This is a genomic window from Shewanella sp. SW1, from assembly GCF_025653545.1.
GTDB classification, from domain to species: Bacteria; Pseudomonadota; Gammaproteobacteria; order Enterobacterales; family Shewanellaceae; genus Shewanella; species Shewanella oncorhynchi.
In genome coordinates this window covers 46,512-60,571 of the sequence record NZ_JAKKSG010000003.1, presented here as the reverse complement: position 1 = coordinate 60,571, position 14,060 = coordinate 46,512, and the positions used below count along the sequence as shown (strand labels likewise).

Annotated in this window: 16 protein-coding genes; 6 read left to right on the top strand and 10 right to left on the bottom strand. The window is 42.8% G+C overall.

Going from position 1 to position 14,060, the window contains the following annotated elements; all coding sequences use genetic code 11:
- The first annotated feature begins 157 nt into the window (after positions 1-157).
- On the top strand, positions 158-838 hold the full coding sequence (locus tag L5M71_RS03505; protein ID WP_263205489.1) for a Crp/Fnr family transcriptional regulator: 681 nt from the start codon (positions 158-160) through the stop codon (positions 836-838).
- A 67-nt stretch (positions 839-905) separates the two neighbouring features.
- Here L5M71_RS03505 and tsgA read toward each other — a convergent pair whose 3' ends face one another.
- The 6 genes from tsgA to hinT all read right to left on the bottom strand — a co-directional run bounded on the left by tsgA (position 906) and on the right by hinT (position 5,066).
- Complete coding sequence (gene tsgA, locus L5M71_RS03500; protein WP_219252759.1) at positions 906-2,081, bottom strand: MFS transporter TsgA; 1,176 nt, start codon at positions 2,079-2,081, stop codon at positions 906-908.
- A gap of 50 nt (positions 2,082-2,131) precedes the next feature.
- The gene (gene deoD, locus L5M71_RS03495; protein WP_012196924.1) at positions 2,132-2,836 is read right to left on the bottom strand and encodes a purine-nucleoside phosphorylase; all 705 of its coding nucleotides are present in this window, start codon (positions 2,834-2,836) and stop codon (positions 2,132-2,134) included.
- 300 nt (positions 2,837-3,136) lie between these two features.
- Positions 3,137-3,532 (bottom strand): YcfL family protein, encoded by a 396-nt coding sequence (locus L5M71_RS03490; RefSeq protein ID WP_263166519.1) that lies wholly within the window; start codon positions 3,530-3,532, stop codon positions 3,137-3,139.
- A gap of 169 nt (positions 3,533-3,701) precedes the next feature.
- Positions 3,702-4,199, bottom strand: coding sequence for a PaaI family thioesterase (locus L5M71_RS03485; RefSeq protein ID WP_168823948.1), 498 nt, complete (start codon positions 4,197-4,199; stop codon positions 3,702-3,704).
- Positions 4,186-4,713: a PaaI family thioesterase gene (locus L5M71_RS03480; protein ID WP_028760303.1), complete on the bottom strand. Its 528-nt coding sequence runs from the start codon at positions 4,711-4,713 to the stop codon at positions 4,186-4,188. The genes L5M71_RS03485 and L5M71_RS03480 overlap by 14 nt, the downstream gene beginning before the upstream one ends.
- The gene (hinT, locus tag L5M71_RS03475) at positions 4,710-5,066 is read right to left on the bottom strand and encodes a purine nucleoside phosphoramidase (RefSeq protein ID WP_006081303.1); all 357 of its coding nucleotides are present in this window, start codon (positions 5,064-5,066) and stop codon (positions 4,710-4,712) included. The genes L5M71_RS03480 and hinT overlap by 4 nt, the downstream gene beginning before the upstream one ends.
- A gap of 406 nt (positions 5,067-5,472) precedes the next feature.
- Here hinT and L5M71_RS03470 point away from each other — a divergent pair, with 406 nt between their 5' ends.
- Positions 5,473-7,239, top strand: a complete 1,767-nt coding sequence (locus L5M71_RS03470) for a M61 family metallopeptidase (RefSeq protein WP_263205493.1) — start codon at positions 5,473-5,475, stop codon at positions 7,237-7,239.
- Positions 7,240-7,356: 117 nt separating this feature from the next.
- Here the strand turns inward: L5M71_RS03470 and L5M71_RS03465 are convergent, their stop codons facing one another.
- Positions 7,357-7,992, bottom strand: coding sequence for a LuxR C-terminal-related transcriptional regulator (locus tag L5M71_RS03465; RefSeq protein ID WP_263205495.1), 636 nt, complete (start codon positions 7,990-7,992; stop codon positions 7,357-7,359).
- Positions 7,993-8,289: 297 nt separating this feature from the next.
- Between L5M71_RS03465 and L5M71_RS03460 the strand changes: the two genes are divergently transcribed.
- Positions 8,290-9,036, top strand: a complete 747-nt coding sequence (locus L5M71_RS03460) for a cytochrome b/b6 domain-containing protein (protein ID WP_028760306.1) — start codon at positions 8,290-8,292, stop codon at positions 9,034-9,036.
- A gap of 97 nt (positions 9,037-9,133) precedes the next feature.
- On the opposite strand, the gene cctA is transcribed toward L5M71_RS03460, so the two are convergent.
- From cctA to L5M71_RS03445, 3 genes are all read right to left on the bottom strand, one after another.
- Complete coding sequence (gene cctA / locus L5M71_RS03455; RefSeq protein ID WP_105252823.1) at positions 9,134-9,484, bottom strand: tetraheme c-type cytochrome CctA; 351 nt, start codon at positions 9,482-9,484, stop codon at positions 9,134-9,136.
- Between the two features lie 510 nt (positions 9,485-9,994).
- Positions 9,995-11,077 carry an AI-2E family transporter gene (locus L5M71_RS03450; protein ID WP_131523891.1) on the bottom strand — a complete coding sequence of 361 codons (1,083 nt, stop codon included), beginning with the start codon at positions 11,075-11,077 and terminating at the stop codon, positions 9,995-9,997.
- A gap of 225 nt (positions 11,078-11,302) precedes the next feature.
- Positions 11,303-11,536 (bottom strand): sulfurtransferase TusA family protein, encoded by a 234-nt coding sequence (locus L5M71_RS03445; protein WP_028760309.1) that lies wholly within the window; start codon positions 11,534-11,536, stop codon positions 11,303-11,305.
- A gap of 111 nt (positions 11,537-11,647) precedes the next feature.
- On the opposite strand from L5M71_RS03445, the gene L5M71_RS03440 reads away from it, so the two are divergent.
- The 3 genes from L5M71_RS03440 (at position 11,648) to L5M71_RS03430 (ending at position 14,024) form a co-directional block, all read left to right on the top strand.
- Complete coding sequence (locus tag L5M71_RS03440) at positions 11,648-13,117, top strand: M48 family metalloprotease (RefSeq protein ID WP_263205497.1); 1,470 nt, start codon at positions 11,648-11,650, stop codon at positions 13,115-13,117.
- Positions 13,118-13,245: 128 nt separating this feature from the next.
- The gene (arsC, locus tag L5M71_RS03435; RefSeq protein WP_105252827.1) at positions 13,246-13,596 is read left to right on the top strand and encodes an arsenate reductase (glutaredoxin); all 351 of its coding nucleotides are present in this window, start codon (positions 13,246-13,248) and stop codon (positions 13,594-13,596) included.
- Positions 13,597-13,649: 53 nt separating this feature from the next.
- Entirely contained in the window at positions 13,650-14,024 is a 375-nt protein-coding gene (locus L5M71_RS03430) for a DUF2069 domain-containing protein (protein ID WP_028760312.1), read from the top strand.
- Positions 14,025-14,060 lie beyond the last annotated feature (36 nt).

Here is a 14,060-nt window from a genome sequence, read left to right as displayed (position 1 = left end):
CTGCGATTCAATTAAATGTCGCGAAAACCACTGCCCTTCAGTCCGTATGATGAAAATATCTTTAGTAGCCGCCTAAATCCTTTCGTCCATTTGACCGCCTATCATGATAATGCTATAGAAGGTCGCAATTTCGAACACAGTAAGAGGATCATAGTCGATGCAGCTAAAACCTTTATCGAAAGGACGTTATAGCCAGCGATGGGAGCAAGACTATCCACTTATTGAAGCGGTTGTACTTAGCTGCATCAGCGAAATAAAAATGCTCAAAAAAGGCGCTCACCTCATGACGCAGGGGGAAGCGATGGCATCACTTGTATTGGTGAAGCAAGGTCGCGTATCACTCGGCCATACCGCGAGAAATGGTCGGTGTTTTCAATTAGGTACTATTGATTGTGATTCACAGCTGTTTGGCGAAATGGAGTTCTTCACCCAGTACCATTGTCAACTAGACATTATTGCCAGTGAACCCTTAGAAATCATGTTGATTAGCGCTGAAAAACTGCAACATTGCCTCGGTCAACACCCTCAACTCGCGCTATTTTTCGCTAGTGCAATTGCGATTGACTACCAAGACACAGTGGATATTTTTACTCGGCGACTGCTCTATCCCATCAGTTATAACGTGGCATTTGATATTTACCATGAATACTTAAATGACTTGCCCGTAGATGGCTTTAGTAAACGTTATTTAGAGGCTGAACGATTTGGCACTACCGACCGAGTCTACCGTCGGGCGCTACAAAATCTTGAGGAACGAGGCTTAATTGAGCGGAAAAAAGATGGCATTCGGATTTGTAATCTCAACGCACTCAAGAAATTTGTTGAAGCAGGTATATAACCGCTTTCAACATAACCCACACTCGACTTAATTTAACAACCGAGTGTGGGATGGATGCACAGGTAAATTAACTTACGGATGGCGAGTGTTGTTCCATAGCCGATTTCATCCGACTTGAAACGATCAATAGCATAAATATCGCTGCGTAAAGCAGAGGTATCACATACATCACTGTTTGTAATCCGATAATACGTTCAAAGAAAGAACTGATGGCTGGGCTAAACATCGCCCCAGCACTTCCGCTAATAAGAATATATGACACATTTTTGCTGCTGGCTTTTTTTACAAAAGACACGCCATAAGCAATAAATGCATTATAAAGCGCGGCACACACAAAACCGTAACCATAGGTTAAATAAGCTATCCAATTAAGATTATTGGTACTGACAATGGCAGCGGTGATCACCATAGCTAAAGCAATAATACCGACTAAGAAATGGTGAATTTTTACACGAGTCACAATCACAGTCGAAATTAACGCCCCAATTAGCGCAGCGGACCAATACTGGGTAATAATATTACCGGCATCTTCAAACGGAATATCAAATTTTTGTTTTACAAATAAAGGTGCCCAAGTTAAAAAAGTATATAAAGCCAACATTCCTAAAAATAAACCAATACCTCCACTAATAATACCGAGATTCCATTCAGACTGTTGTTTCTCTTGTGTTGTAGAAGATTGCTCGCAAATAGAGAAATGAGTGAACAAGGTAATAATGACTGTACCGAACGCCACTAAACCTACGGCTAAATAGCTATAACTCCATGATAATGAATTTGTTAATGCATAAGTCGTTATCAATGGAAAAATAACGCCTGCAATATTAAACGTTGCATCTTGCACCACTAACATTGTGCTTTGTAATTTCTCTTGCCACACAGACACCACAATCGTACCAGCAATACATAGACCGATACCGCCACAAAAACCAATTAAGGTCATTGCTACCATCACAACTTGTAGGGAACTGGTTAGATGTAAAGCCAGAGCAGAAAGAGCAACCAGACTGTAACTTATCAAGGTCATTCTTTTGATACCCATTTTTTCAATAAAGAAAAATGCAGCAATCGTTCCCGCGAGTGCACCGCCATTAAGCAATGAAAAAATTGATGCAACTTCGTTAACATTAGCGGCAAATTTCTCAGCTATGGGTTCAATCAACATCCCAAATTGGGTCGCAAAGCCCGCCATAATAAAATTGGCGAGAAAACTGATGGCTGTTAAAGTAATTTTATTATTCATTATGTCATTCCATAAGTGAAATGCTAAGGGTTCAAAGGATGGCTTTAAACCTAATTGAGGGCGGTTTCTAACGCGAGCTCGATCATATTATTAAAAGAGAGTTGGCGTTCTTCGGCCGTAGTTTCTTCACCGGTTAAACAATGATCCGATACCGTTAAAATGGCTAATGATTCGATACCTTGTTGGTGTGACAATCCATAAAGCCCCGCCACTTCCATATCAATACCTAATACCCCAAAACGTTCAAGTGCGGGGATCATATCTTCATCGGGATCGTAATAAAGATCACCACTAAAGATATTGCCAACTTTTACACTAATGCCTTTCTCATTCGCTGTTGTATAGGCTTTATGCAATAAAGAAAAGGTCGCAGAAGTTGCCATTTGGTAGCCACTACTACGCTTAGCGTTAGTAGGTGAATCCGTGCCTGCGGCTTGGGCTAAAATGACATCTCGCATTTGTACATGTTTTTGTGTTGCACCTAAACTGCCAATACGAATAATGCGTTTCACGCCAAAATAATTAATCAGCTCATGGCCATAGAGCACCATAGATGAAATACCCATACCATGACCCATAACGGAAATGCGCTGTCCTTGGTAAAAGCCCGTGTAACCAAGCATATTGCGAACATTCGTGACTTCTACGGCATCGGTAAGATAGGTTTCAGCGATATATTTAGCACGGAGTGGATCACCCGGCATAATAACAGTTTCAGCAAAATCAGTAGGTTGAGCATTAATATGAGCAGTCATCTTTCTATCCTCATGTGGTAATATGCTGATAGTAGTGCTCAATCACTAAATGTATTTAGGACTAAAGTCCGGATTTCACCTTGCCGTAAACCTTTTTGCTTAAAAATGGGTGATTTATCGCAACTTTCAATGTCAAAAAGACGAAAGCTAATAACATTTGAGTGACCTTAAGGTCATTGAAAGTTGATGTAAAACGAATAAAAAGGCTTACTCCTTAAAAGAAGTAAGCCATTTTAGAACGGGTTTAATATCAAAAAATCAATTAAACACGGAATAAACTAAACAGAAGTAAACTCAAGCTTAGTTTGAAAAGGTTTCACGCACGTATACATCAAATTTAACCACTTGGGCATTAGGTGCAACAGCGCCGACTTGCAATTGCTGTTTACCATGTAATTTCACAGATTTCCAGCTGGTCGCTTCATCTTCGATAGTAAAGCCGCTGGCATCGTACCAAGTGAATTTATATTGCACACGCATATCGGAAGAGGATTTGCTAACAATCAACGCTGAGCCCTGCACGAAATCACCGACTCGGCGTGCATCCACACTCTGTACCGCAATATCTCTGGCAAAGCTGGAGTTATCGACGCGGGTTTCACCCAGTGAGCTCACTGAAATCCCTGCGGTATGTGAGGCACAAGCACCTAAGGTAAGCGCTGCGGCCAGTAATAACCCTGTATAAACTTGTTTCATATATTTCTCCTAGTCACGCCACAAAATACGCAGCTAGCGCATCATTTCCCATTAAACGACAAACTAATCGAACAGTGCTGAACTCATGCTTAATAACATAGGTTAAATAAAGCATTCTCAATCTAAAATAGTGAATCAGTCATGCTTCATCAATCTAAACTTAATCAGATTAATCAATCAAAAAATGTGCCCGTGCCGTAGCAATAAGCTGCTTACGATTGGTTTGCCAACAATCAATATTCACGTTGGCGACTCGTCGACCCTGACGGGTAATACGACACTCAGCAAAACTATCCTTGTGCAGACCTGCACGTAAATAGTCGATTGAAAAATCAACGACTTTAGGCACCTTTGCCGTTTGCATAAATACCATTAACTGCACTATCGCTGACATTTCCATAAAGCCCGCAATCACGCCGCCATGAATAGCGGGCAATACAGGATTACCGATATTGTCGTCTTTAGCGGGCAATTTAAAAATCAGTTCATCACCAAAACGCTCCACCTTCATGCCAATAAATTTGGCATAGGGAACGTGTTCAAGTAAATGGCCAAAATCATTAAGTTCAGTGGCGCGTTTAACTATACCTTGCACATCAATAGGCGCTTTAACCTGTGCGTTTTGAGTTGTACTGGCTGCATCTAGTATCGAATTATTTGCGCTCATCACTCTCTCCTATCGCAGGCACGGCTTCACCCATTAACGCTTGCCTAAAGGCATCACCAACCATTTCAGGGCTTATCCGCATAAAAGAGCCGACGGCATGGGCGATGGGATCGTCGATACTGTCTTGGTAAGCAATTGCACGGGTAAAGGCAATATTAGAAGACAACTTGTAACATTCAGCAAATCCAAACACTGGCTTATGGGGCTGAGCGGGCTTCATGTAATCCACCCGCAAATCGAGCGTGGGTGATATTTCTAATAATTTGAATTTATGGAAAATAGCGCTCACGACTGCACTGCCACACGCGGTATCCATTAAAGTAGTGATCACCCCGCCATGGATAACACCGGTATCGGGATACCCAATTAATTCAGTGCTGTAGGGCAACTCAATCAACACATGGTGCTCACTCGCCTCCAATACGGTTAAACCGAGGCGACGACACTGAGCTAATTGATCCACAAACCGCTGCGCCATTTGGGTCAACGGGAAAAAATCCGAATTGACCTTCATTTGCCTTGGCTCAACATGGGCCCCAGAGGCTCCCCGCCCACAAGGTGGAAATGAATGTGATAGACTTCTTGTCCACCGTGTTGATTGCAGTTCATGATCAGTCGGTAGCCATCTTTAGCGATACCCGCTTCAGCCGCCAATTTAGCCGCAACCGTCATCATACGGCCAAGTACCGGCTCATCAGAGGCTTTCATGTCGTTCGCCGTTGGGATCAAATGATTCGGCACAATCAAAATATGCGTTGGCGCCTTAGGGGAAATGTCTCTAAAGGCAGTCACAAGTTCATCTTGATACAGAATATCCGCGGGAATTTCGCGACGAATAATTTTGCTGAAAATCGTTTCTTCGGCCATGGGGCGTCCTCCTTGGGTTAGTTGGCATAGTATATACCCAAACAACCTGAAGATGCATGATTCAGCGGGAGTTTAACGCACTTTAGGCAAGGCGGTTATTTGCGGACCTAGTGGGCTAAGTTAAAAATAACCAACACAGCATAAAGTGCGTTAAAACCCGCCGGGACGGAGCGTCTAGGGTACTCCACTCCCGTGTTGCATCAATTCAAAAGGTGGCCGACATTCTGTCATTGATGCGCCTTGAATTGAAGCACCCTAGGCGCTCTGAAATCGTATCTTCAGGTTGCTTGGGTATATTAACAATTAAATACTTTATGTCTGCAGATATTTTGCTTTTCATTTGCCAGTTGCAGGCATTTTTGGCAGCATGGCCACCATTAAAACACTCAGGTTTTGTAGGATAAATATGATCCATTACCAGATAATCCCCATCGATCCGAAAGCCCATTTATTCGCTATCACTATGACATTATCACAACCCAAGCCAGTGCAGGTATTTAGCCTACCCGCTTGGCTGCCCGGCAGTTATATGGTGCGCGACTTTGCCAAAAATATCATTGAACTCAAGGCACAAGATGCACAAGGCCAAACGCTTAAGCTCACCCAACTAGATAAACAAACTTGGTCGGTTGATAATAATAGCAGCGAAATTATTCTGACTTATCAAGTATATGCTTGGGATCTGTCGGTACGCACCGCGCATTTGGACACGACCCACGGCTTCTTTAACGGCAGTAGCGTGTTTTTATCTGCCCATGGTTTTGAAGACACTTTACACACCGTCTCTATAGAGCCACCAACAGAGCCAACATTAAGTGACTGGCGCCTTGCTACCAGCATGACCCGCACCAGTGGTGACGATTTTGCCTTCGGCCAATTTTCAGCTAAAAGCTATGACGAGCTCATCGATCATCCGGTGGAAATGGGCTTATTCACCTTAGGGAGTTTTGATGCCTGTGGCGTGCAGCATGATATCGTACTCAATGGTCGCCACCGTGCTTGTATGCCAAGGCTCTGCCAAGATTTAAAGGCCATTTGTGAGTATCAGATTAACTTCTTTGGTACACCTGCACCGTTTAAGCGTTATTTGTTTATGACCACAGTATTAGACAATGGCTTTGGCGGTTTAGAGCACAGAGCTTCTACTGCATTAATGTGTTCACGCAAAGACTTACCACTGTCGCTCGATATGCCAATCAATAACGACTATCGCACTTATTTATCCCTGTGCAGCCACGAGTATTTCCACAGCTGGAACGTTAAGCGCATTAAGCCTGAATGCTTTTTACCCTATAAACTTGATGCAGAAACCTATACGCCACAATTATGGGCCTATGAAGGCATCACCTCCTATTACGATGACTTTCTTACCTATCGTGCAGGTCTGGTAGATGAACAAAGCTATTTAGATATGCTGAGTGAGACCTTCACCCGTGTCTATCGCAGCCAGGGACGCTTTAAACAAAGTGTTAAGGACTCAAGCTTTAATGCTTGGACTAAGTTCTACAAGCAGGATGAAAACGCACAAAATGCCATCATCAGTTATTACACTAAAGGGGCTCTGTTTGCGCTGTACTTAGATTTAACCCTGCGCAGCGAAACCCAGGGCAAATACAATCTCGACCATGTTATGCAGATTTTATGGCAGGAATATGCTCTGCAAGATAAAGGCACCACAGATACTTGCCATCAAGCCATCGTTGAACGACTCCTTGGTCGTGATTGCCAAGATCTGTTTGCCTACTTAGATAGTACGGACGATATTCCGTTAGCGGCTTTACTCGCCGAATTTGGGGTCAACTTGAGTCTTCGGGCCAGCCAAGGTGCGCAAGATGTGGGCGGCGGGCAAGCGAAAGGTTATGAGATTGCATTCGGCGCGAAAACCCAAGCAGCACCTGTTGGATTAAAAATCGTGACTGTCACCCAAGGCAGCCCTGCACACCTTGCGGGGTTAAGTGCAGGTGATGTGTTAATTGCCGCGGATAACCTACAAGTCACAGGACAATTTGAGGCGCAGCTACAGCAGTATCCGCTGGGTGAATCGTTGAATTTACATTGGTTTAGACGGGATGAATTGATGACAGGTGAATTGATGATAACTGCCGCGCCTAAGGATACTGTCGCCCTATCCATTCGTGACAAAAGCAAAATAGCGGCTTGGCTTGGACGTTAATAGGCTTTCGGCTTAAGACTACTTTTGAGAAATAATAAAAGGGGCTTTAGCCCCTTTTATCTGAGATAAGACTTAACTTAAATGTATATCCGTGTGTATATCAATACTGATAGCGACTTAAACCACCACATCGTGCAAATAGGTTTGTGCCCACGCAATCGCTTGACCACGGCTAGACACTCCAATTTTACGGAATACTCGGTACAGATGGGTTTTTATCGTGCTTTCACTGACAAACAACTGATTGGCGATATCTAAATTAGTACTTCCCGTCAACAATGCTTGTAATACTTCACGCTCACGGATAGTTAACGGTTCAGTGTCTTCGAACAACCCAAAATCATCATTTACCCCATTAATGAGCTGAATTGGGATGACCCTATGACCTCGTAAAATATTCGAGAGTCCTAGGCTTATCTCAGTTAAACCTGCATCGAGATAAAACACCCCTGCAGTTGTGGCTGCTTGCATTAAGAAACGTGCATCCACTTGCTTAGGGAACTGCAAATAGACAACTCGTACACTCGGTTGCTCACGGGCAAGTAAACGTTGAAATTGATGGGCTTTTTGAAGATCAACAGTCGCTAAATCGATCACGACCATGGAGGCATTATTATCTTTGATTTGCTCACACATCTCATCAGGGCTGACTTGGGTCAACTTAACGAGAAACTCCTGCGGCCAACGTCCTGCGAGCAATTCCATCAATACTTGCGATCGTGACACTACAATCCAATGTAATATTTTGAACATCCTGCTCACTCCCTGTCTGGTTAACGATTATTCACTTTTAAGGATCTAAGATCCTCCAAATACGACTTCAACATCCGTCAATAGACTTCCAAGTCTACCGTGGTCACGATATTAGCATTAGATAAAACAGATTAAAAAGACTTACGTAAAAAATATTTACCGTACGCAAATCAAAAACTTCTAACACTTTCGTTGACTACACTATCAATCAGAAGTCTTAATTGAAACTGAAAAAAGTTACTGAAATTTTAGGATAAAAGCGTAAGATCATACCAACACAAAAAATAAGGAAATTCCATGTCCAGCAGTAACCCCACCGCTTTTGAAATAAAATCCTATCCTGTGTGGGACAAACCGACGCGATTATTTCATTGGATTAATGTCATTCTTGTGCTCGCACTCATCTTAGTCGGTGGCATCATGATGTATCGCACTGAGCTAGGCATATCTGAGTTAACAGGTAAAATTGGCTTGAAAACTTTACACGTGTGCATAGGATATGCGTTTGCAATAAACCTCATAGTCCGCCTTGTGTGGGGTTTTATCGGTAACAAATATGCGCGTTTCAGCCACATGTTTCCCAATGCTAATAGCAAAAGCGAATTAATAGCTTATAAAACTGAATTAGCCGCGGGGAAAAATCCGCAGTATTTAGGTCATAACCCTAAAGGTAAATTTGCCGTGATGGCCATCATGTTGCTATTAGTGACCATAATGATCACTGGACTTTTGCGTGCAGGTACAGATATTTATTATCCGCCGCTAGGTAGTGCTGTACAAAGCTATCTTGCCGATACCAATGTCGAACCTACAAGCTTAAAACCCTATGATGCAACGGGTGTGAACGCAGAAAAAGCGGATGCACTTAAACCAATGAAAGGATTGGCAGGTCAAGTGCACGTCTATGCGGTTTATGTGTTGTTACTGCTGATGTTATTACATGTATTCGCGGTGATTTATACTGAAGTAAAACGTCAACCAGGGATTATTTCAGCCATGTTCTCCGGCAAGAAGATCATCCAAGGTCAGCCAAAAGACGAGTAATCGGTTAGTAAACGGATAAAAATAACGCCAGCATTTGCTGGCGTTATTTATTTAGACATGAAGGTATATACCAACTTTTCTAAACGTATTTTTGAGATTATTTTTTCAGAACAGTTGCTGGGGTACGACCATCATCATGGCAACTTTCACAGGTAGGTTTTTGACCGACATTCATATCATGTACCGCATGACAATCTGCACAGACTAAATTACCGTCATGTGGCTTATGCACAGCGTCCATTTCAGCATAGGTACCATGACAACTTTGGCACTGTGCAAATTCAAAGGCACCATCCGCAGAAGGTGTACCATCTTTATGACAGCTTTCGCATCCACCCGACTCAGCATGGAAATCAGACAATTTTTGATCTGCAGCAAATGCGGTTGGCGACAGCGCTAACGCTGCAAGACTTGCCCCGAAAAGCGCACTTAATAGTTTTTTGCTCACAATAGTATCCTCCAATGGCGATTGTCAGTGGAAATTCTTGTCAGGGTGACTTCCATCTCTCAACCAAAATAAATAGCACGACTCGATATAACTTAGCTAAGGATGAACGAATAAGCAAACCCAAACTAAGCGACACAACTTTATCAACATACTCAAGGGTAAAATGTGCGCTGCATCATGTAACCACATGCTTATATAAGAGTTTTACATCTACCTAACCTAGAGGCTACATAATGTAAATCCCTAAACTGGCAAGCGACAGAATAAATCCCCCTTAATCTAAAACTAAAAGCTCGATTCATGGTGATACTTAAGACAAAGTGATAATAAAAAGGAATGACAATAAGTGAATGGGTACAGAGTACTAGACGAGGATGCTTTAAATTGTGAAGGCATAACATTCAACCCAAACGCCTCTGGCACTTAATTCAAATGCCAAGAGGAATTAGCGATAACGGTTAACTCGCCCACTATAACCAATAATACAAATAGCGGTTAGACAGGTAAGCATCAACTCGCATCAAGTTTATTGTCAGCCTCAAGCTCTGTTTTAGGCCAAGCGTTAATCACGGCTTTGACCAACGATGCCAATGGAATGGCAAAGAATACTCCCCATACACCCCATAAACCGCCAAAGACTAAAACGGCCGCTATGATGATCACCGGATGTAAATCCACCGCATCGGAGAATAAAATAGGCACGAGTAAATTACCGTCGAGCGCCTGAATAATACCGTAACCCAACATTAAATAGCCAAATTCAGAACTAAAGCCCCACTGAAAAAATGCCACTAGGGTGATAGGTAATGTAACTAAGGTTGCACCGACATAAGGGATCAATACCGATAACCCCGTTAACACACCAAGCAACGCCGAATATCGCAGTCCCATCAAGGCAAACAAAATATAAGTTGCGACGCCAACAACCACGATTTCAATCACTTTGCCACGAATGTAATTAAAAATCTGTTGGTGCATTTCAAACCACACTTTACGCGCTAACTGGCGATTTGCGGGAAAAAATCGCTTACTGCCGCTAATCAGTTGATCTTTATCTTTTAAAAAGAAAAATACCAGTAAGGGCACTAAAATCGCGTACACCATCAAGACGAGTAAAGAAGCTGAATAACCGATTAATTGCTTAGCAATATCCAACACATGTTGAGTATCGAGCAGTTTTTTAAGCTCACCAACCATCAGATCTAACTGCTCTGGATTGATAAATCGTGGATATTGATTGATCAGCGTTTGTATTGTCAGCAAGCCTTTATCTATCATGCTAGGCAAGTCGGCAATTAAGCTAACACCTTGACGCCACACACTCGGAATTAAGCCAAATGTCAGTAAAACCACGATTCCCAAAAACAACACAATAACCAAGGACGCACCAGCGGTGCGATTAATCCCCAATTTAAGCATTTGCGCCACAGGCCATTCCAATAGAAATGCCAACACAAGAGCGACCAACAGCGGAGCAAGTAAACCTGCCGCAAAATAAATCACTAGCGCGAGCCCGACAAGAATAGCCATTAAGGTCACAGCTTGTGGATCACTAAAGCGCTCTTGATACCAACGAGAAAAAACAGTAAACATGGATCATTCCAATTGTGATGGTTGGCGAGGCTTCCCAAACGCTCAGGAAAGTTTATTTATCATGATGTTATTCGAGACTTTACTCAGTTAGACTTTCGCTTCTACACGTCAGCTAAATCAAAAAATAAACTGACAAGAGTAAACAACCTAGCCTGAGCGGCACTCTGGCTCAGAATTAGGCGCTTGATGCTAGTCTCAGAGGATTTAAACATAAAAATCCTCAATTTATCCCTGAGATAAATCAACTTTGGTGACCATCAAGGCTAACAGACTTGCATCATTACGCAACTCTTGCACGACATGCCCTTGTTTTTTTAAATATTGGGGAACATCTCGCCGCGAACCAGAGTCTGAGAGTAAGATATGCAACTGCTCACCCTCTCGCATTGGCTTCAATGCAAGCTTCACTTTCACTAAGGGTACTGGACAACGAAAGAGCGTTAAATCAATAAAAATCATAATGAACTTGCTATAGACGAACTTGGGCCATTATCCTAAGTTGCACCTCAAACTACAAGCTAAGTGCAGTATCTGCCTTTAGTTGAGATAATTAGAAATAAAAGGATCCGCTTGCGTAACTTGACTTTTTTGACTCGATTAAAACCTTTTGTTGCAGGCGCATTCTCCTTGATGCTGCTAACCTTCGCCGCCAAAAGCTTTGCTAACAATGACTTACCGGATTTAGGTACGGCCGCAGTTAACACCTTCAGCCTTGAAAAAGAAATGGTTTACGGTGATGCTTATATGCGCATCATTCGCTCATCGGCACCTATGCTAAATGACCCCGTGTTGAGTCAATATCTTACCGAGCTTGGCAATAAACTGGTCGCCCATGCCACAGGCGTAAAAACGCCGTTTTATTTTTTCCTATTACAAAATGATGAAATCAACGCCTTCGCCTTCTTTGGCGGCCATGTTGCCGTGCACACAGGCTTATTTCTCAATGCCGACAATGAAAGCGAACTCGCTTCAGTATTAGGCCACGAAGTGACTCACGTTACTCAACGTCACCTTGCCCGATCCCTAGAAGCACAGCAAAAAAGTAATCCTGCAACAATTGCCGGTTTACTCGGCGCCATTTTGTTAACTATTGCAGTACCACAAGCAGGTATGGCGGCACTTGCGACAACCCAAGCTATGGCAACACAATCGAAAATCAACTACACCCGTTTGCATGAAAAGGAAGCCGATCGCATCGGAATGCAAATTCTAGTGGATGCAGGCTTTAATCCTAATGCTGCAGCGGATTTCTTTGGTAAATTAGCCAGTCGTTATCGCTTTACCACAACACCACCACAAATGTTATTAACTCACCCATTACCTGAATCGCGGATCACTGAAGCCCGTAACCGTGCCGAGCAATACCCTAAACGTTATATCCCTGATAATCTTAATTTTCAGCTAGCAAAAGCCCGTATTCAAGTCCGTTTTTCCAGCTATAGCGACGAAGCAGTATTAAGCATGTTTGATCGGCAACTCAACAAACAGACCTATAGCTTCAAAGAGGCGGCACTTTATGGCAAAGCGCTGGCTTTATATAGATTGAAGAAGTTTAATGAATCAGAAAAAATCGTCGATGAGCTGTTAAAAATCGATGATAACAACCTGTTTTATATAGACACTAAATCTGATTTACTGATCGAACGTAAGGACTATGCAAAAGCGATTACTATGCTCGAAGCCCAGCGTAAAATGAAACCAACGTCTCAAGTGATCAATGCCAACTTAGCCAATATATATATCGAAGCCGATCAAGCCCCCAAAGCAATTCCTTTGCTGGAGGATATGATTTTCCTCGATAAACAAAATGAACTGCCCTATCAATTGTTGACTATGGTGTATAAAAAAACCGGCAATCAAGCATTGGAATATTTTTCCACCGCAGAGCTGATGGCCTTAGGTGCGAACTATAAGGGCGCAATCGATCAACTTAACTTTGCCTACCGTGCATCCGAAAATAATCCATTACAGCTTGCACGTATTGAAGCACGTATTCGCCAGTTTAAAATGGCTGATAAAGAAATGGATGCGCTTAAGTAATAAGTTGGTTTACAAATAGATTAAAGACAATAACCCATTTATGCGCCCCGAACACACTGACGGGGCGCGGTTTTTTCTGTTATTATCCGCGCCATTGTTATTTCAGCCCGTATTGAGCCTCTAGTACTATGACCCAAGCGACGATTTACCATAACCCACGTTGTTCAAAAAGCCGTGAAACCTTAGCTTTACTCGAGCAACAAGGCTGCGACATTACCCTAGTGGAATACTTAAAAAATCCCCCTACGGCTAAAGACATCGGCGACATTCTGGCTAAATTAGGCATCAGTGCTCGCGAATTAATGCGCACCAAGGAAGCAGAATATCAAGCCTTGGGACTTGCAGACTCATCACTAACAGAATTGCAGTTGATTGAGGCTATGGTCAACACACCTAAACTCATCGAACGGCCAATTGTGCTCGCCAATCAAAGCGCAGCCATCGGCCGTCCTCCTGAGAATGTGCTCACTATTCTTTAACCCATGATTTTTTAAACCAAAATGGCTTTTATTTTCAACCCTTAGGTAGACTTATGACGTCCAACACCTTATTTATCCTTAGCCGTTTAGGCTACTTTGCGCTAGTGCTGCTGTTAGGCGGTTGGTTTGTTGGCCAAGGGATTAGCGGTGAATACACCCTGCTATTTAGCCTCTTATGGATAGTGCCGTTATTACTACCCGCAAAGGGAGTTTTCCAAGGTAATCCATACACTTACGCTTGGGCAAGTTTTATTCTGTGCTTATATATGTTACATGGGCTCACCCTGCTTTATGTCACCAATGACGCCTTCGCTTTTGCCTTAATCGAAGTATTATTGATTGGCGTACTGCTAATCGCTTTCCCATTTTATGCCCGCATACGTGGTCGTGAACTGGGATTAGGCCTGAAGAAAAAATCTAAAGAATAGTCCGTTCAATGTATTTTCAGTGCCGTCTCACCTTGC